This is a genomic window from Pedobacter sp. R20-19 (genome assembly GCF_000708265.2).
In the GTDB taxonomy this organism is placed as follows: Bacteria; Bacteroidota; Bacteroidia; order Sphingobacteriales; family Sphingobacteriaceae; genus Pedobacter.
Genome location: NZ_JCKI01000001.1, coordinates 399317 through 416511 on the forward strand (window position 1 = coordinate 399317; position 17195 = coordinate 416511).

General features: G+C 36.2%; 22 protein-coding genes. 5 read left to right on the plus strand and 17 right to left on the minus strand.

Translation table 11 applies throughout. The features are described 5' to 3' along the window. Positions 1–34 precede the first annotated feature (34 nt). The 5 genes from AN34_RS01750 to AN34_RS01770 all read right to left on the minus strand — a co-directional run bounded on the left by AN34_RS01750 (position 35) and on the right by AN34_RS01770 (position 3009). On the minus strand, positions 35–595 hold the full coding sequence (locus tag AN34_RS01750; RefSeq protein ID WP_029281652.1) for an AraC family transcriptional regulator: 561 nt from the start codon (positions 593–595) through the stop codon (positions 35–37). Beyond that, positions 595–1098 carry a DUF3347 domain-containing protein gene (locus tag AN34_RS01755; RefSeq protein WP_029281654.1) on the minus strand — a complete coding sequence of 168 codons (504 nt, stop codon included), beginning with the start codon at positions 1096–1098 and terminating at the stop codon, positions 595–597. Before AN34_RS01755 ends, AN34_RS01750 begins: the two co-directional genes overlap by 1 nt. Positions 1099–1169: 71 nt before the next feature. Continuing rightward, entirely contained in the window at positions 1170–1982 is an 813-nt protein-coding gene (locus AN34_RS01760; RefSeq protein ID WP_029281656.1) for a hypothetical protein, read from the minus strand. Next, entirely contained in the window at positions 1983–2519 is a 537-nt protein-coding gene (locus AN34_RS01765; protein ID WP_051666154.1) for a heavy-metal-associated domain-containing protein, read from the minus strand. It abuts the gene before it with no gap. Between the two features lie 85 nt (positions 2520–2604). After that, a complete protein-coding gene (locus AN34_RS01770) occupies positions 2605–3009 on the minus strand; it encodes a hypothetical protein (protein WP_029281660.1) in 405 nt (134 codons plus the stop codon). A 94-nt stretch (positions 3010–3103) separates the two neighbouring features. Between AN34_RS01770 and AN34_RS01775 the strand changes: the two genes are divergently transcribed. After that, complete coding sequence (locus AN34_RS01775) at positions 3104–3796, plus strand: peptidylprolyl isomerase (protein ID WP_029281662.1); 693 nt, start codon at positions 3104–3106, stop codon at positions 3794–3796. A gap of 4 nt (positions 3797–3800) precedes the next feature. Here the strand turns inward: AN34_RS01775 and AN34_RS01780 are convergent, their stop codons facing one another. Both AN34_RS01780 and AN34_RS01785 read right to left on the minus strand, forming a co-directional pair. After that, positions 3801–4091, minus strand: coding sequence for a type II toxin-antitoxin system RelE/ParE family toxin (locus AN34_RS01780; protein WP_029281665.1), 291 nt, complete (start codon positions 4089–4091; stop codon positions 3801–3803). Beyond that, complete coding sequence (locus AN34_RS01785) at positions 4088–4315, minus strand: hypothetical protein (RefSeq protein WP_029281667.1); 228 nt, start codon at positions 4313–4315, stop codon at positions 4088–4090. Before AN34_RS01785 ends, AN34_RS01780 begins: the two co-directional genes overlap by 4 nt. 88 nt (positions 4316–4403) lie before the next feature. On the opposite strand from AN34_RS01785, the gene AN34_RS01790 reads away from it, so the two are divergent. After that, a complete protein-coding gene (locus AN34_RS01790; protein WP_029281669.1) occupies positions 4404–5171 on the plus strand; it encodes an exodeoxyribonuclease III in 768 nt (255 codons plus the stop codon). Between the two features lie 49 nt (positions 5172–5220). Here AN34_RS01790 and AN34_RS21545 read toward each other — a convergent pair whose 3' ends face one another. From AN34_RS21545 to AN34_RS01835, 10 genes are all read right to left on the minus strand, one after another. Next, positions 5221–5379: a hypothetical protein gene (locus tag AN34_RS21545; RefSeq protein WP_157263157.1), complete on the minus strand. Its 159-nt coding sequence runs from the start codon at positions 5377–5379 to the stop codon at positions 5221–5223. Between the two features lie 11 nt (positions 5380–5390). Continuing rightward, on the minus strand, positions 5391–5951 hold the full coding sequence (locus AN34_RS01795; protein WP_029281671.1) for a 5-formyltetrahydrofolate cyclo-ligase: 561 nt from the start codon (positions 5949–5951) through the stop codon (positions 5391–5393). Positions 5952–6067: 116 nt separating this feature from the next. After that, on the minus strand, positions 6068–6628 hold the full coding sequence (gene efp, locus AN34_RS01800; protein WP_029281673.1) for an elongation factor P: 561 nt from the start codon (positions 6626–6628) through the stop codon (positions 6068–6070). Positions 6629–6747: 119 nt separating this feature from the next. Then, positions 6748–7308, minus strand: coding sequence for an elongation factor P (efp, locus tag AN34_RS01805; protein ID WP_029281675.1), 561 nt, complete (start codon positions 7306–7308; stop codon positions 6748–6750). A gap of 429 nt (positions 7309–7737) precedes the next feature. Next, entirely contained in the window at positions 7738–8352 is a 615-nt protein-coding gene (locus AN34_RS01810; protein WP_029281677.1) for an ABC transporter ATP-binding protein, read from the minus strand. Beyond that, entirely contained in the window at positions 8352–8831 is a 480-nt protein-coding gene (locus AN34_RS01815) for a GNAT family N-acetyltransferase (RefSeq protein WP_029281680.1), read from the minus strand. The genes AN34_RS01810 and AN34_RS01815 overlap by 1 nt, the downstream gene beginning before the upstream one ends. A gap of 131 nt (positions 8832–8962) precedes the next feature. Further along, positions 8963–9748, minus strand: a complete 786-nt coding sequence (gene lpxA / locus AN34_RS01820) for an acyl-ACP--UDP-N-acetylglucosamine O-acyltransferase (protein WP_010599175.1) — start codon at positions 9746–9748, stop codon at positions 8963–8965. Next, on the minus strand, positions 9745–11160 hold the full coding sequence (locus AN34_RS01825; RefSeq protein ID WP_029281682.1) for a bifunctional UDP-3-O-[3-hydroxymyristoyl] N-acetylglucosamine deacetylase/3-hydroxyacyl-ACP dehydratase: 1416 nt from the start codon (positions 11158–11160) through the stop codon (positions 9745–9747). Before AN34_RS01825 ends, lpxA begins: the two co-directional genes overlap by 4 nt. Next, complete coding sequence (gene lpxD, locus AN34_RS01830) at positions 11150–12226, minus strand: UDP-3-O-(3-hydroxymyristoyl)glucosamine N-acyltransferase (RefSeq protein WP_029281684.1); 1077 nt, start codon at positions 12224–12226, stop codon at positions 11150–11152. The genes AN34_RS01825 and lpxD overlap by 11 nt, the downstream gene beginning before the upstream one ends. A 122-nt stretch (positions 12227–12348) precedes the next feature. Further along, entirely contained in the window at positions 12349–13572 is a 1224-nt protein-coding gene (locus AN34_RS01835) for an HD domain-containing protein (RefSeq protein WP_029281686.1), read from the minus strand. A 111-nt stretch (positions 13573–13683) separates the two neighbouring features. Between AN34_RS01835 and AN34_RS01840 the strand changes: the two genes are divergently transcribed. The 3 genes from AN34_RS01840 to AN34_RS01850 all read left to right on the plus strand — a co-directional run bounded on the left by AN34_RS01840 (position 13684) and on the right by AN34_RS01850 (position 17187). Then, positions 13684–15237, plus strand: coding sequence for a PglZ domain-containing protein (locus AN34_RS01840; protein ID WP_029281688.1), 1554 nt, complete (start codon positions 13684–13686; stop codon positions 15235–15237). A 234-nt stretch (positions 15238–15471) separates the two neighbouring features. Further along, the gene (gene tsaE / locus AN34_RS01845) at positions 15472–15888 is read left to right on the plus strand and encodes a tRNA (adenosine(37)-N6)-threonylcarbamoyltransferase complex ATPase subunit type 1 TsaE (RefSeq protein WP_036676332.1); all 417 of its coding nucleotides are present in this window, start codon (positions 15472–15474) and stop codon (positions 15886–15888) included. A 72-nt stretch (positions 15889–15960) separates the two neighbouring features. Further along, positions 15961–17187: an alanine dehydrogenase gene (locus AN34_RS01850; protein WP_029281693.1), complete on the plus strand. Its 1227-nt coding sequence runs from the start codon at positions 15961–15963 to the stop codon at positions 17185–17187. The last annotated feature ends 8 nt before the right edge of the window (positions 17188–17195 follow it).

Consider the following 17195-nt stretch of genomic DNA (forward strand, 5'->3'; position numbering starts at 1 on the left):
TAGATGTCATCAAATCAAATTCATTAGGTAGGAATTATATTTTATCCAATGTCTTCCGCAGATCAGTTGTAAGGGTTTTATATACTGTGGGCGTTAATGACGTAACTTTTTTAAATTGAGCAGAAAGATGAGCCACACTACTATAATTTAATTGATAGGCAATTTCACCTAATGTTAACTCGCCATAGGTAAGCATTTCTTTAGCTTTCTCAATTTTCTGAGCGATAAAATATTTCTCTATAGTTTGATTTTCAACCTCAGAAAATATTACACTAAGTTGGGGGTATTCAATGTGGATCTGCTCACTCAAATGCGTTGACAAGTTAATTTTAAGCGGCTCTTTTGAATAGTGAATCAGATTAATGATGCAGGTTTTGATCTGTTCAGCAAGTTGAGTTTTTTTATCTACCAATAATTCAAAGCCAAAATGGCTTAAACTTTCCGCAATTTTAAGTTCATCGCTTGCCGGGGTGTTTTCTGCCAATACAACTTTACCTAATTCAACCGAAACAGGGTTAAGGCCAAGCTTTTCAAGCTCAGCCTTAACCACCATTTTACAACGGTCGCATACCATATTTTTGATATGCAAAATCATTATTTGGATTTTATGGTTTCAGAAATGTCTCCACAATCAAACATCATACTACCATAATATGGATTCTCAATGTTCTCTTTTTCGTTTAACCAACTGGCTTTTGCCATTGGGCAATGCTGTATGTAAACCGTAGCATTATTAAAATTCACTGTTCTAATCGTTTTGATCATTGCAGATGAGATGCTTTCAAAAGATTTTCTTTGTGCTTTAATGTCTTTTGCAACCGCTAACTCGCTCGCTTTTGCCTTGATCATTTTAGCTTGTTCCATCCATAGGGTATGTTGCGCTGAAGGTAAATTTTGATGCGGAATGGCATCAACTTTAGCTGATAAAACTTTGGCTTTTTCTGTTGCCATGTCTTTTTTATCTGTTGCTAAAGCATTCTTTAAATCGTAATAAGCTGTTAGCAATTGGTTAAAAGCTACATCTGTTTTGCTTTGTGCAAAGGTTAGTTTAGTTGTTGCTATGGCAATGATGGCCATTAGGATTATAGTTTTTTTCATTGTGATTTATATTATGTAGTGATAATGAATTTTATGCAAGTGCTAAACACCGTCAAGATTCATTGTGAATTTTATTTTAAAACGTTAAAAAAGTTAAACTCTGCCCTTAACAGATACATGTTTTTGGTATAACGGTCAGTCATGTTTCCAACGGCCTGAAAGCGATAGCCGAAATCTATCCTGGTTGTACTATTTAAAATTACCTGAATGGCGGGAGCCAGATCCAGATAACTTTGACCTGTACCTGGATCAGTTTTACCTAGCACTTCAAAATATACATTAAAATTGGGTTCTTTGTAATTTTTATAAACCATTGGTAAAACTAAATAGCCAGATGATAAACTGTATGAAAGCATATTATTTGGTCTCGGCATTCCTAAAATTTGTCTCTCGTTATCTTTAAAAGCATGAGCATAACCTAATGTTGCAGATAGGGCTAATTTGTGTAACAACTGGGTAAACACGAAACCACCCTGGGCACCACTGTTATCGCCCTCTAAATTAATATCTCTGGTGTAGGTTGGCCGTTTACTGGTGCTGATTCTTCCGAAGGCTGCAGCCCTGAAATGACTATGTGCTTCATCAATAGAAAGAAAGCGGTACTTCGCATATAAACTGCCGCCTTCTAAACGATATTTTCCATCCATATCAGAAAGAAAAGCCTGCGCATGTGCCATCAGGTTTTTATTAAAACCAAACATTACTTCTGGAATTGTCCTACTCACAAAACCTGGATTATTAAACATACCCTCGTTGGTTAAACGAACACCAATAGATTTGGTAGGCATATTACTTGCAGGCTCTGTGAACACATATAATTCCTGACTAAAAGCAAATTGCATCGTGCTGATGATAACCAGCACGATAATAATCAGTCGTCTCATTTAGGAAAGAATAAGGTGATAAACACGCGTTTTCTTTCCATTTACAATAGCTGTTCCACTTGCATAAGCATCAGATGATACTGCATTGGCTTGCTTTTTAAATGCAGAACCAGAAATAAAATTCTTATCTACAATTGATGCCTTTACCGTTCCATTTAGGGTTTTGCTTTTTGCATTTACGAAACGATAAACATTTCCGTCTACAATGGCCTGACCTTTATCGTCTATCTTAACTTGGTTAAAGGTGAAATCTGCAGTTAAACCACCTACAGAAAAGCCAGCATCCTGCACTTTTTTACGTACCATATCCAGGCTAATGTCAGCACCTTTTTTAAAAGTAAGTACAAAGATGTTTTTGTTTAAATCAGGCTTCACGGATGTGATAAAGCTTAAGGTTTCAAGTGATTTTTGTGTTGCATTTGAACACATAGAACAGGTTAAACCAGTAACTTGTAAATCTGCAGTTGATATTTGTTGAGCCGAAACTTTAACGGCAAAAAGAAGCATAATAATGCTAAATAATTTTATTGTTTTCATGATTTTTTGAATTAGAAATTAAAGAAAATATCACATTTAGCCTTTCGAAATGCTATTGCTAACATTGAGAGACTAACGATTAATCCTAATTTCTAAAAATGCAATTGAAAACATGCAAGGCTACCCGGGTGGACAGTGGGGGTGCTTTGTTGCTGATTTTGCTTAAAAAAGCTGGGGTAAGGTTAGATAAAAATTCTAAAACTGGTGGATGAAGAAATAGTTGAATAGCAAATAATTTTGGCATTTGTATTTGCGCCTCCGTTTGATGACTATCCTTAACTTTTACAGTTACCTGTGTGTTTTTGCAGCAACCATCATCTTTTTTCTTTTCAGCAGGGATATCCTTACAGAATTTACAAGAAATCTCATTGCTGAACAGTTTTACGTTCTCTAATTTACCACCGCAGAAATGCAAGCTTAAAGCCAAACCCATAACACTAACCGCATAGAATACGGCCAAAGAAAGTGCTATTTTTTGTTTTAACTTCATTAATACAAAGATATGTTAAAAAAAACTGAATAATAAACTCCATTATTTATTGAATTTCATTTTTTAACTTAATTTAGCCTCAAACACCACTCAAATGAAGAAATTTTTATTGTTCATCTGCACGTTTTCAATGCTTTCTGCTTTTGCAGCAAAACCCAAAAATCAATACGTCCGAATCAAAACTGAGTTTGGGGAATGTATCATTAAACTTTATAATGAAACACCATTGCACCGGGATAATTTTTTAAAACTTATAAAAAAGGATTATTATAATGGAACCTTATTTCATAGAGTAATTAAAGATTTTATGATTCAGGGGGGTGACCCTGATTCCAGAAATGCCAAACCCGATTCCTTATTAGGTGATGGTGGACCAAAGTATACTATTCCCGCAGAATTTAGAGATAGTTTGTTTCATAAAAAGGGCGTATTGGCTGCAGCCCGAGAAGGAGATATTGTTAATCCATCTAAGGCATCCAGCGGAAGTCAGTTTTATTTGGTGCAGGGGAAAGTTTTTACAGATGAGCAGTTAAATGCTTTAGAAGAAAAGCGCTTGAAATTCAAAATTCCTGAATGGCAAAGACAGGTTTACAAAACCGTTGGGGGTGTACCACATTTAGACCGTAATTACACCGTTTATGGTGAAATTGTAATGGGTTTAGAGCTGGTAGATAAAATTGCTACGATGAAAACAGATAAAAACGACCGGCCTAAACAAGACGTAAAAATGGAGATTACCGTTTTGAAAAGAAGAGAGGCAAGGAGGCTGGAAAAGAGGTTACCCTAAAAGGTTAGTAAAGAATGAATGGTTCTTGACGATTATCCCAAAAAAATAAAAGATGTATTTGATTGTCTTGAATTTCGTAGAAGATAGATGTTTGGTTTGTAATCCTTCCTTTTCTAAATCGATTGGAAGAAATAGCTTCGAAAATTTCAGGCTGAAATTTTATGATAGATATAGCCTTATTCGTTTGCTTTAAAAATTTTCTGGCTGATTTTTCTCCAAATTGATTTAAAATAAACCAAAAAAGTGCATCGAATGTTTCTTTTGCCTCATCACTCCAAAAAACGGGTAAACTCATAAATACTTACTGTATAATTTCATTACCTCATCATGTGGAGTTAGCTTACCTTCTTCTGCTTGTTTTAAACCTCTTTGAATTCCCTCTTGAACATGCTTAGGCAAATCTTCTAAAACAACTTTTTCGTTGCTGTTTAAAAGGATATCTAATTCAGAGAGCAGATTTTCATCGTTGATCTCGAAGACTTTTTTAGCGATTTCAATTTTTAATTCTTCAATGCTCATAAACAAATTTAACGAAAGCGAATCTCAATTGCTAAGCATTTACTTAATTAATTTATAAATTTACGGCTACGACAATTGAATCTAGTGAATGAAAATCATCTCTTATAACGTTAATGGTATTCGTGCGGCGAGCACCAAAAATTTTTTCGGCTGGTTGCAGGCCAGCAATGCAGACATGGTTTGTTTACAAGAAGTAAAGGCTTTGCCCGAACAAATTACCGAAATTATTGCTTTAGTGGAGCAGCTAGGCTATCACCATTATTGGTTTCCGGCACAAAAAAAGGGTTACAGCGGTGTAGCCATTCTTACTAAAATTAAACCAAATCATGTTGTGTTTGGTTGTGGAGAAGAATGGATTGATCAGGAAGGCAGAATTTTACGTGCTGATTTTGACGATTTTTCATTAATGAGTTTATATATGCCTTCAGGTTCGAGCGGAGATGAAAGGCAGGTTAAAAAGTACGCTTTCATGAAGTTTTTCGATAGTTATATTGAGAACCTTCGAAACGAAATATCCCATCTCATTGTAAGTGGTGATTACAACATTTGCCATACTGCGATTGATATTCATAACCCAAAATCGAATGCCAATTCTTCAGGATTTTTACCAGAGGAACGCGAATGGATGCAGCTGTTTTTAGATAACGGTTTTATTGATGCTTTTCGCTATTTTAATAAAGACCCACATCATTACACCTGGTGGAGTTATAGGGCTGGTTCAAGAGGAAAAAACCTGGGTTGGCGAATTGATTATCACCTCGTAACCAAACCAATGGAAAGCAGATTACGTAATGTAAGAATTTTACCAGATGCCATTCACTCTGATCATTGTCCGGTTTTGCTAGAAATAGAGTGAAAGTAGTAAGAGAAGGTTAATTGCGTAATTATTGGTAGTTTGTGTAGACTTAAAGATGATCTGCTTCGTACTTTTCGCCTGCTTTTAACATCAGTTCAATTTGCTTTAAATCATCTGCTGTTAATTCTTCTTTTTCCTGCAGTTCAAATACCGCAATCATGTTGTCTTCGTATTGTTTTTCGGTTTTGATCACGATTTCCTGTGGCATGATGATTCAGCTTAAAATTTGATTGTATCAGTTGGTGTAATGCAAAAATCTAAACGGATGTCATGTTCATTTACATCATCGATTTTATCAATTGCAGGTAACAAAGATAAGCCTATTTTTTGAGCATTTATATTTTCGAGAAAACGATCATAAAAGCCTTTGCCATAACCTACACGATAGCCATTTTTATCAAAAGCTAAAAGCGGAATTATAACCAGGTCTATTTCACCACTATAAATGGTTCCCTTTTGCGGTTCGAAAATATTATAAAGATTTTTTTGTAAATCATGTACACCTAAATATTCGTGATTGGTCATTAAAGCCGTTTCAAAATCAGCTTTTGGTACAATGATTTTAATTTGTGGATGGTGCTCCGTTATCCATTTAATTAACGAAAAAGTATTTGGTTCTTTTTTTTCTATTATGGGTAGAAAGATATGGAGTGTTTTAATGTTGCTAAAATCGCGGGAAGTAAATTGATTATGTAAACCTTCGCTTAGCGTTTCATATTCTTTATCGCTAATTGCTAATCTATTTTTTAAAGCTTTTTTTCTGATTTCGGCTTTTAGCATAATAACAAAGTTAAAGATTATAACCCAAACCCGTAAGGTTTTTAAAAGCACTACAGGTTCAAATAAAAAAGCCCCCGAAGTATTTACTTCAGAGGCTTTCCGTTATTAATTAAATATTATTTTACACGTTCAACATATTCTCCAGTGCGAGTATCAATTTTAATTTTATCGCCTTGGTTAACAAACATTGGTACTTTAACTTCAACACCATTTTCAAGTGTTGCTGCTTTTAACGCGTTTGTAGAAGTATCACCTTTTACGGCTGGTTCTGAATAGGTAATTTCAAATTCGGCGAAATTTGGCAACTGACCCATAATCGCTTCATCACTTTCCATTGAAACGATTACACTCATACCTTCTTTTAAAAATTTGATTGCTGAACCAAACAAAGATTTTTCTACATTATACTGTTCATAGGTATTATTATCCATTACCACCAAATAATCACCATCTTCATATAGGTATTGATAATCACTGGTTTCTACACGGCAAATTTCTACAGCCTCATCTGTATTCATACGAGCCTCTACAATTCTACCTGATTTAATGTTACGAAATTTACCGGTGTAAAATGCACCACCTTTACCTGGTGTACGGTGATTCCATTCGTCAACAGTAACCAATTCACCGTTTACACGAAGGATGTTACCATTTTTAATTTCTGATGCTTTAGCCATATTGTTTGATCCTTAATTGGATTTATATTTCAGTTTTTTGTGATCGCAAAGGTAAAATTATTTTATTTAAAACCTATAAAGCTTTAAGGGATAAGGCTTAGGGTTGGGTAACATTAAAACTATTTTACCCGTTCCATATAGTCGCCACTTTTGGTATCAATTTTCACTTTATCTCCCTGATTAATAAATAAAGGTACCCTGATTTCAGCTCCTGTTTCTAGTGTTGCATATTTTTGTGCACTGGTAGAAGTATCACCCTTTACGGCTGGCTCGGTATAGGTAATTTCGAGCTCTACGCTATTTGGAAGCTGTGCTACAATCGGTTCATCACTTTCAAACGCGATGGTAACATTCATGCCCTCTTTTAAAAACTTAATTGAACTGCCAAAAAGTAGCTTAGGAATATTGTATTGTTCGAATGTGTTATTATCCATCACAACCAGATAGTCACCATCTTCATACAAATATTGATAGTCGTTTGTTTCTACACGGCAAATGGTTACTTCTTCATCTGTACGGAAACGATATTCAACAATTTTACCCGTTTTAACGTTTCTCATTCTTGCCTGATAAAACGCACGTAAATTTCCTGGCGTACGATGAATATATTCTTCTACACTAACCAACTCCCCGTTAAAACGTAAAACGTTTCCGCTTTTTACTTCTGATGCTTTAGCCATTTGATATTAAAATATTTTAAGAACATCAAAGTTAAAAAATGGTTTCTGATTTAGAAAGCAAAAATAGTGGTTCAATGGTTCAATTGTCATTCTTTTATTAGGCTGAGATTACAGTCTTTCATTAGCTTTTTTAAGTTAAAAATCATCATATAAAAGAAATGCCTTTGGGAACCACTCCAAAGGCATAATCAACCTAAACCTCAAACTAAACTATGAAAAACTCTTTGCCTTTAATGGCTATATTTGTATTCTGTAAAACAGAAATTATGATCATTTCCTGAAAGAGAATAGTTAATGATTTGTTTCTCTTTTTGGTGGTGCAAAGGTACTAACTATTTATTAATTACAAAATATTTTATTAAAAATAATTTTATAATACAAATAAATGACAAAATGGGTATAATGCAGAGGGATGTTAACTAAATTATACTACTTATAATCAGCGATTTGGATCTCCATATTGCAAAACTCATATTCTCGAGATTGATTGGAACCAATGATAGTCAACCTATCTTTAGTGAAGTTTTTAATTAACTCCCTATACCAATCTTCACCTTGAACATCTAAATTACTGGTTGGTTCATCTAAAAATAGGATAGGAGAATCAGAACAACAAGCCAAGGCTAGCTTGGTTCTTTGCTTCATTCCTGAAGAAAAATATTTAATTTCTTTGTTAGCAGATTTTTCCAGGCCAAGGATGGATATGAGGGTTTTGCGATCAATGCCTGGTGCAAAACTTTTAAACTTAAAATGAAAATCAATAATTTCAGTTAAGGTAAAAGTCTCTACCAATTCTAAATAAGGTGCAGCTAAACTGATCTGCTGGTAAATATTTTCAACAGGGATGTCTTTTTTTTCCGAAAAAGATATTTCACCTTCTGATGGAGACAAACTTCCGGTTAGTACACTTAGCAAGGTAGATTTACCTGAACCATTTGGACCTAGAATGGCATAACTGTTTCCTGACGTAAATTCCGCAGTTAAATTCCTGAAAATCCATTCCTTATTAAACCTTCTGCCAACATTGTTTAATGTGATCTTCATTAAGCGTTGTGCGTTGGATTAGTGTTGAATAGTTTTGCCATGCAAACACTGTTATCTACACCAATGTACTGGCCATAATTTGGCGTAATCTGATAACCAACTTTTTGGTAGAGTGCAATTGCTTCAGGTTGCATTTTGCCAGTTTCCAGCACGCACTCACCATATCCAAGTTCCAACGCCCATTCTTCCAGCACTTTAAGCATTTTAGCAGCTATACCTTGATTTCTATAATCAGAATGAACAAACATGCGTTTAATTTCTACAGCAATATCTGAGAATGGTTTTATGGCGCCGCAGCCTACAGGAATTTCATTTTGGTAAGCGACAACTACTTCTTTAATCGCATCAATTTTATTAAACTGAGAATAAAAAGCATGATCATCACCATCTCTAACGGCCAAATCTTTATCTAGTAAAGTAACCAACTGCCTGAAATCGGCATTTTCTGAATTGGTTTTGATTAACGTTAAATTATTCATACTCTTAATGTATTCACCACCTTAGCAACTTTAGATTAAAAAAGATAGAAATAGTTCAGGGTTAATGTAAATATTAGTCTTATTTAAGAAATTCTAAAACGACTATTGATGGAATAAATTTAGCCTAAAGCCTAGCTCCCCATTCCAAAACCCTTCATCACGCCACGGTTAGAATTACGGATGAAATCTACAATCTCATCACGAATCTCTGTAGGCTTAAATTCAGCCTCAATCATGTCCAGGGCTTTGGTTACATTATTATGCTTTACAAAAAGCACACGGTAAATTTCCTGAATTTCGTCAATCTGTTCATTGGTAAAACCTCTTCGGCGTAAACCTACAGAATTAATTCCGGCATAAGAAAGGGGCTCACGGGCAGCCTTAACATATGGAGGCACGTCTTTACGAACCAATGATCCACCAGTTACAAACGCATAGGAACCTACTTTGACAAATTGATGAATAGCTACTAAGCCGGCCAAAACAACATTATTTCCGATGGTGATGTGTCCTGCTAAGGTCGTACTGTTTGAAAAAATACAGTTATTACCCACTTCACAATCGTGCGCAATATGAGAATAGGCCTGAATTAAGCAATTACTACCGATAACGGTTTTCCATTTATCTTTTGTGCCACGATTAATGGTCACACATTCACGAATGGTAGTATTATCACCAATTTCTGCTGTGGTTACTTCTCCGGCAAATTTTAAATCCTGAGGTTCTCCGGAAATTACTGCTCCGGGAAAAATGCGGCAGTTTTTACCAATTCTGGCACCATCCATGATGGTTACATTTGAACCAATCCATGTTCCTTCGCCAATTACAACATCCTTATGTATCACTACAAAGGGTTCAATCACTACGTTTTCGGCAATTTTTGCCTGCGGGTGTATGTATGCTAAAGGTTGTATCATGATTCGGCTGGTTCTGCTTGTTTAACTTTTGAAATTTGTGCCATCATCTCGGCTTCGACAACAATTTTCTCGCCTACCATGCCCACGCCTTTCATTTGAGCAATACCTCTTCTGATCGGTTCAAGCAAGTCGCAACGGAAAACAATTGTATCGCCGGGAAGAACCTGAGCCCTAAAGCGAACGTTATCTATTTTTAAAAAATAAGTAAGATAATTTCTTGGATCTGGTACGGTACTTAACACCAGGATACCACCTACCTGAGCCATGGCTTCAATTTGAATTACACCCGGAAAAACTGGTGCACCAGGAAAGTGACCTTTGAAAAACTCCTCATTCATGGTTACGTTTTTAACGCCAACCACATGATTTTTAGAAAGTTCTAAAATTTTATCTACAAATAAAAATGGCTGACGGTGAGGCAAAATGTCCATCACTTGGTTGATGTCATATAATGGTTTTGCACTTGGATCGTACACCTTTTGAATTTTTTTGTTTTTCTCTTTTTTAATAGCGGCTTTAATTTTCTTTGCAAAGGCAACGTTTGCAGCATGACCCGGGCGGGCTGCCATGATATGGCCTTTTAAATGCATGCCTACCAGAGCTAAATCGCCAATCATATCTAATAATTTATGGCGGGCAGGCTCATTTTGGTAGCGTAATTCCATGTTATTTAAAATTCCCTGTGGAGCCACATCAATATCTGCACGGTTAAAGAGTTTGGCCAGATGGCTTAATTCATCTTTTGTTACCTCTTTATCTACTATGACTATGGCATTATTTAAATCACCGCCTTTAATTAAATTGTGCGATAATTGATATTCTAATTCATGTAAAAAACAGAAAGTACGGCAGGAAGCAATTTCCTTTTTAAACTCTGCAATGGTATTAATTCCGGCATGTTGACTGCCCAAAACTGGTGAATTATAGTCGATCATACAGGTAAAACGGTAATCATCCAGCGGCATGGCCACAATTTCTACCTTTCTATCTTCTTCTGTATAAGTGATGTTATGGGGAATAGTGAAATATTCACGATCTGCATTTTGCTCAACCGTTCCAACTTGTTCCAGTATATCAATAAACTGAATCGAGCTACCATCCATGATAGGTGTTTCAGGACCATCTAGTTTGATCAGGATGTTGTCTAAATCCATACCAACCAATGATGCCATCACGTGTTCTACAGTACTTACGCTGGCCCCATTCTGTGTAATGGTCGTTCCTCGGGAAGTGTCTGTTACATTATCTGCATCCGCATCAATAATAGGATGACCATCTAAATCAATACGTTGAAATTTAAACCCATGATTTTCAGGTGCGGGGCAAAATGTTAAAGTCACATTAGCACCTGTGTGTAAACCAACACCAGATGCAGATACTTCTTGTTTAATCGTTTTTTGTCTAACGTTCATTGTGTATTGTATTCTTTTCCAGTTCAGCCGTAAGCCTTTTCAATTCTACTTCGAGTATATTTATTCTTTTTTCAACATCTGGCAGGTGTTTAAAAATTACAGATGCCCGCATCCAGTTCCGTAAAGGTTGCGCAGGGCTACCATGCCATTGTTTATTTTCTTCTGTGATGTTAAAGTTAATTCCGGCTTGTGCACCAATTTGAGTGCCTTTTGCTAAAGTTAGATGACCAGCAATGCCTACCTGTCCGCCTACCACACTATTTGGGCCAACTTTCGTGCTGCCAGATATCCCTGATTGGGCTGCTAAAACGGTGTTTTCACCAATTTCAACATTGTGCGCAATTTGGATAAGGTTATCAATTTTTGCACCTTTTTTAATGATCGTAGAACCCATTGTTGCACGGTCTACCGTAGTATTTGCGCCAATTTCCACATCATCTTCAATAATAACATTCCCTATTTGAGGAATCTTATTGTATGTTCCATCTTTTTGTGGGGCAAAGCCAAAGCCATCACTACCAATTACGGTATTGGCATGAATGGTTACCCTGCTTCCAATCAAAGCATTATGATAGATTTTAACACCGGGGAAAAAAATGCTGTTCTCGCCAATCTTAGTATTGGCGCCTACAAAGGTTTGGGCATTGAGCCTGCAACCATTGCCAATCACTACATTTTCAGCAACATAGGCAAAGGCATCAATAAATACATTTGATCCTATCTTTGCCGTTGGATGAACGAAGGCTAGTTTATCTATTCCAGATAAAGCAGCTTGTGCATTCATGGCTTCATTATATTTATCCAATAAAATGGTAAATGAACTATATGGATTATCCACACGGATCAATGTACTGGTGAAAGGTTGGTTTGGTATAAAGTCTTTTGAAACGATTACCACTGATGCCTGCGTGGAATACAAAAAGTTCTCGTATTTGGGGTTAGAAAGAAAAGACAATGAGCCTTCTTTCCCGTCTTCTATTTTAGAAAGTTCAGTAATGGCTACATCTGGGTTGCCATCAATGGAACCTTCTAAAAACTCGCTTATCTGCTTTGCAGTAAATTGCATCGTACAAAGGTATATGTTAAATTGATATGAACAAAAAAACCTGTAAGGGTTAAGCCGTGTATATTTTACACAATAGTAAGACTTAAAACGGCAGTAAAAGTCAAATATTTTGTTAATTAATCTTAAATCCCTCGTGGGTAGCAGAGAACGTACTTCTCGACGGTTTTTTGTAGCGACTCCAGGTTTGATAAATCTGATGCCTTTGCAATATCAACAATATCGTTATTTTTCATTAAAATTTTGATATTTCCAACACCCGCATTATAGGCCCGGTTTTGGATGGCACTGGTAAAAACAAAGTATCGTGCCTCCTCAGGGGTTATCCCTAAAAAGTGTACGGCTGCGTCTTTTAAAGATGCAACCCGATCTGCATCTGCCATTGCATTACCCATTTCAACTTTATAAAGGTTTCTGGAAGTAAGCATTTGGCAAAGGGTAGACAATATTTTATCTGGATGTTTTACCCAAACTTTTACAGCAGCATAAATATCCTGATCATCCAGATTGGTAAAATGCTCCAGATTGATGTGGTTAGAAAAGAAATTACGTTCGTTTATGTTTTGCTTTAAAAAGTGATTTAATGATGGTGATGCAAAAAGGTTTTCGCCAGCTGCAGAAAGTTCTTTTGCCCTTTCCAGCAATTTTACCAGAATCATTTCGCCAGAAATTACTGTTTTATGCAAGTAAACCTGCCAATACATTAACCGCCGGGCAATCAGGAATTTTTCTATAGAGTAAATCCCTTTTTCTTCAATCACCAGGTTATCATCAAAGATATTGAACATTTTAATGATGCGGTCAAAACTAATCACACCTTCGCTTACGCCTGTAAAAAAGCTGTCACGGTTTAAATAGTCCATTCTATCTAAATCCAGTTGACCAGAAATCAATTGATAAAGAAACTTTTTAGGATAGGTTCCGTTAAAAACCTCAATGGCGTGTGTTAACTTTCCATTAAAATGATGATTCAGATCGTCCATCAACTTCGCTGATATATCTTCATGCCTGATGCCCGTAACCAATGAATGTTCTAAAGCATGAGAAAAAGGACCATGACCAATATCGTGTAGTAAAATAGCCAAAGTTGCGGCTTCCTCTTCACCTTCCGTAATTACATGTCCTTTGCTTCTTAAAACTTCAATAGCCAGCGCCATTAAATGCATGGCACCTAAGGCATGATGAAAACGGGTATGTAAAGCACCCGGATAAACCAGATGGGTCATGCCAAGTTGCTTAATGTAGCGTAACCGCTGGAAATAGGGATGCGAAATGACATCGTAAACCAATTCAGATGGAATACTAATGAAGCCGTAAACGGGATCATTTATGATTTTCTTTTTATTCAATCGTTAAAAATAGTTAAATAGATAGATACGGTACAAAAATTGCTATTTTTATTTATAGTTTGATTTACCCGCCAAAATTAAAAGGCAATAGATATTTATTTTTACAAAAACATGCAAGAAACTAAAATATTGTGGGCCGATGATGAAATCGACTTACTAAAACCCCATATATTATTATTGAACGATAAAGGTTATAATGTAACCACATTTACCAATGGAAATGATGCTTTAGAAGCTTTTGGAAAAGTACATTTCGATCTTGTTTTTCTAGATGAAAATATGCCGGGCATGAGCGGAATAGAGACGCTTTCGGCGATTAAGAATTTAAATCCTGATGTTCCGGTGGTATTAATTACCAAAAGTGAAGAAGAAAACCTGATGGAAGATGCCATTGGGAGTAAAATTGATGACTATCTGATTAAACCTGTTAATCCAAAACAGGTGTTATTAACCATTAAAAAGCTGATTGATAACAAACGCCTGGTGAGTGAAAAAACATCCATGGCTTATCAGCAGGATTTTCGTCGTTTAGGCATGACCCTGGGTGATCGTTTAAATTACGAAGAATGGATTGATGTTTACAAGAAAATTGTTTTCTGGGAATTGGAACTGGAAAAATTAGATGACCCACAAATGCATGAGATCTTAACCATGCAAAAACAGGAAGCCAATACACAGTTTACAAAGTTTATTGAGGAAAACTACCTGGACTGGATTAAAAATAAAGATTCTGCCCCTCTATTATCCAATGAGCTACTTAAGAAGAAAGCTTTTCCACATATTAATGATACCACGCCAGTATTTTTCATTTTAATTGATAACCTGCGTTATGATCAGTGGAAAATTATCAATCCGTTAATTTCCGAATATTTCCGAATAGATGAGGAAGATATGTATACCAGTATTCTTCCAACAGCAACGCAATATGCAAGGAATGCGATATTCTCTGGTTTAATGCCTTTGGAAATGGAAAAGCGCTTCCCTCAATTGTGGCAGAATGATGATGATGAAGGTGGAAAAAACATGCATGAAGAGGCTTTCTTAGCAGATAATATTAAACGTAACCTTCGCAAGGATTGTAAGTTTAGCTATAATAAAATTTTAACTTTTGAGCAGGGTAAGGATCTGGTTGATCAAACCAATAACTTATTACAAAATGATTTCAATGCCATTGTTTTCAATTTTGTGGATATGCTGAGCCATGCCCGTACAGATATGCAAATGATTCGTGAACTGGCTAATGACGATGCAGCTTATCGATCACTAACATTATCTTGGTTTGAACACTCACCACTTTGGGATTTACTGAAAAAAATATCTCAAAAACAGGTTAAGGTGGTTATTACAACGGATCATGGAACGATTAGGGTGAAAAAGCCAGTTAAAGTGATTGGAGATCGTGCTACCAATACTAATTTGAGGTATAAGCAAGGACGGAATTTAAACTTCAATGCGAAAGAGGTTTTTTTAATTAAAAACCCTCATGATGCCCTATTGCCAAAAATCAATATCAGCAGCAGTTATATTTTTGCTCGCGAAGACAGTTACTTTGTTTACCCGAATAACTACAATCAGTTTGTAAATTATTATAATGAAACCTTCCAGCATGGTGGAATTTCTTTAGAAGAAATGATCATTCCGGTAGTAACGTATTCACCGAGGTAAAAGGATTTATTTCACGTCATTTCGAGCGAAGCCGAGAAATCCCTGAACTTAATAATCAAGTTCCAAAGATTTCTCCATTACGCTCCGCTTCAGTCGAAAAGACGAGTATTCTTTGAATCTGTCCTGGTAATATTATGGTACAAACATTTAGATACTGAAACAAGTTCAGCATGAGAATGACTAAAAGGCAAAAGCGATGCAATTATGTATTACTTTTGCCTTTATTTATTTAAGATGGAAATAGCCGTTAACAATTTATCAGATTTACCAGCTGTAGCAGCACAGCTTTTGGCTTTTGCAGGCGAAGACAGAATTTTCATTTTTGATGGTGATATGGGGGCAGGTAAAACCACATTTATCAAAATTTTTTGTCAGGTTTTAGGGGTACATGATGTTGTATCGAGTCCAACTTATTCTATCGTAAATGAATATGATAGTGCTAATGGACCTGTGTACCACTTCGACTTTTACCGCATTAAGGATATTCAGGAAGCATTTGATTTAGGCTATGAAGAATATTTTTATGGTGGTGGAATTTGTTTGATTGAATGGCCGGAAAGGGTAACCGAATTATTGCCTGATCATTTTATTAAAACAGCAATTACTATTGTGGATGAAAACCGGAGGGTGTTCAATTTCAGTAAGGTATAACATTTGATCTGAATTAATTACCAGAATTTCCGTACCTTGAACAACCTTAAACAGAAACATTTTTAAAGCAGCATGGCTACAGGAATACGCGAAGGAATGGCCGATATCGCTCGTCAGGGTTTATTGCAAACACAAGAAGCGACACTAGAAACCAGAAACAGGAAGAACAGCCTGAACATTGGAATACCCAAAGAAATCTCATTTCAGGAAAATAGAATTGCCTTAACGCCACTATCCGTTGCCTTATTGGTTAATAATGGTCATCAGGTTATTTTAGAAAGTGGTGCGGGTATTGCTGCTAATTTTTCTGACTCTGAATATGCCGAACAAGGTGCTAAGATTGCTTACGATAAAAAGGAAGTTTTTGATTCTGATATTATTGTGAAAATTGCACCGCCCATGCTGGAGGAAATTGCAATGATGCACAAAGGGCAAACATTAATTTCTTCACTTCAAACGGGCACGTTAAAGCAAGATTATTTAAAGGCGTTAATGCATAAGAAAATAAATGCTTTGTGCTTTGAAAACCTGCGTGATGAAGGAAATGTACTCAGTGTAGTTCGGGCCATGAGCGAAATTGTAGGTTCTACTTCCATTTTAATTGCTGCAGAGTATTTAAGTAATGTAACCGGAGGAAAGGGTTTAATGCTGGGCGGCTTTACAGGAGTTCCGCCTACCGAAATCGTAATTTTAGGTGCCGGAACCGTTGGAGAATATGCGGCCAGAACAGCATTGGCTCTTGGAGCTGAAGTAAAGGTTTTTGATAGCTCTATTTACCGTTTGCGGCGATTGCAAAATAATTTGGGAAGCCGGGTTTTTACCTCTGTAATGCAGCCCATTGTGCTTAATAAAGCTATTGTAACCTGCGATGTGGTGATTGGCGCCATTCGGGCTAGCCATGGGCGTAGTCCTTGTATTGTAATGGAAGAAACTGTAGCCAGAATGAAACCCCACTCTGTTATTATAGATATTAGCATAGATCAGGGAGGATGTTTTGAAACTTCTGAAGTAACCAATCATACCAATCCAACTTTTAGAAAACATGGTGTAATTCATTATTGCGTACCCAATATCGCATCAAGAGTTCCACGAACGGCCTCTTATGCCCTCACCAATATTTTTGCACCAATTTTATTGGATATTGGTGAATTTGGTGGCTTAATGAATATGGTATGGAATAATCCAGGTATTCGTGAATCGCTTTACATGTATCAGGGAAATTGTACCAATAAAGATCTGGCGGATATGTTCAACCTTCCTTTTAAAGATCTTGAACTTTTAGTGGTTTCGAATCAGTAAAACAACCT

What these genes read in the sequence shown, in the direction of transcription:
- tsaE (WP_036676332.1), top strand. Translation starts at nt 15,472, where the DNA reads ATGGAAATAGCCGTTAACAATTTATCAGATTTACCAGCTGTAGCAGCA.
- AN34_RS01785 (WP_029281667.1), bottom strand. Translation starts at nt 4,315, where the DNA reads ATGAGCATTGAAGAATTAAAAATTGAAATCGCTAAAAAAGTCTTCGAG.
- AN34_RS01750 (WP_029281652.1), bottom strand. Translation starts at nt 595, where the DNA reads ATGATTTTGCATATCAAAAATATGGTATGCGACCGTTGTAAAATGGTG.
- efp (WP_029281673.1), bottom strand. Translation starts at nt 6,628, where the DNA reads ATGGCTAAAGCATCAGAAATTAAAAATGGTAACATCCTTCGTGTAAAC.
- AN34_RS21545 (WP_157263157.1), bottom strand. Translation starts at nt 5,379, where the DNA reads ATGCCACAGGAAATCGTGATCAAAACCGAAAAACAATACGAAGACAAC.
- AN34_RS01760 (WP_029281656.1), bottom strand. Translation starts at nt 1,982, where the DNA reads ATGAGACGACTGATTATTATCGTGCTGGTTATCATCAGCACGATGCAA.
- AN34_RS01755 (WP_029281654.1), bottom strand. Translation starts at nt 1,098, where the DNA reads ATGAAAAAAACTATAATCCTAATGGCCATCATTGCCATAGCAACAACT.
- AN34_RS01780 (WP_029281665.1), bottom strand. Translation starts at nt 4,091, where the DNA reads ATGAGTTTACCCGTTTTTTGGAGTGATGAGGCAAAAGAAACATTCGAT.
- AN34_RS01770 (WP_029281660.1), bottom strand. Translation starts at nt 3,009, where the DNA reads ATGAAGTTAAAACAAAAAATAGCACTTTCTTTGGCCGTATTCTATGCG.
- AN34_RS01850 (WP_029281693.1), top strand. Translation starts at nt 15,961, where the DNA reads ATGGCTACAGGAATACGCGAAGGAATGGCCGATATCGCTCGTCAGGGT.
- AN34_RS01840 (WP_029281688.1), top strand. Translation starts at nt 13,684, where the DNA reads ATGCAAGAAACTAAAATATTGTGGGCCGATGATGAAATCGACTTACTA.
- AN34_RS01790 (WP_029281669.1), top strand. Translation starts at nt 4,404, where the DNA reads ATGAAAATCATCTCTTATAACGTTAATGGTATTCGTGCGGCGAGCACC.
- AN34_RS01795 (WP_029281671.1), bottom strand. Translation starts at nt 5,951, where the DNA reads ATGCTAAAAGCCGAAATCAGAAAAAAAGCTTTAAAAAATAGATTAGCA.
- AN34_RS01775 (WP_029281662.1), top strand. Translation starts at nt 3,104, where the DNA reads ATGAAGAAATTTTTATTGTTCATCTGCACGTTTTCAATGCTTTCTGCT.
- AN34_RS01810 (WP_029281677.1), bottom strand. Translation starts at nt 8,352, where the DNA reads ATGAAGATCACATTAAACAATGTTGGCAGAAGGTTTAATAAGGAATGG.
- AN34_RS01825 (WP_029281682.1), bottom strand. Translation starts at nt 11,160, where the DNA reads ATGAACGTTAGACAAAAAACGATTAAACAAGAAGTATCTGCATCTGGT.
- AN34_RS01815 (WP_029281680.1), bottom strand. Translation starts at nt 8,831, where the DNA reads ATGAATAATTTAACGTTAATCAAAACCAATTCAGAAAATGCCGATTTC.
- efp (WP_029281675.1), bottom strand. Translation starts at nt 7,308, where the DNA reads ATGGCTAAAGCATCAGAAGTAAAAAGCGGAAACGTTTTACGTTTTAAC.
- AN34_RS01765 (WP_051666154.1), bottom strand. Translation starts at nt 2,519, where the DNA reads ATGAAAACAATAAAATTATTTAGCATTATTATGCTTCTTTTTGCCGTT.
- lpxA (WP_010599175.1), bottom strand. Translation starts at nt 9,748, where the DNA reads ATGATACAACCTTTAGCATACATACACCCGCAGGCAAAAATTGCCGAA.
- lpxD (WP_029281684.1), bottom strand. Translation starts at nt 12,226, where the DNA reads ATGCAATTTACTGCAAAGCAGATAAGCGAGTTTTTAGAAGGTTCCATT.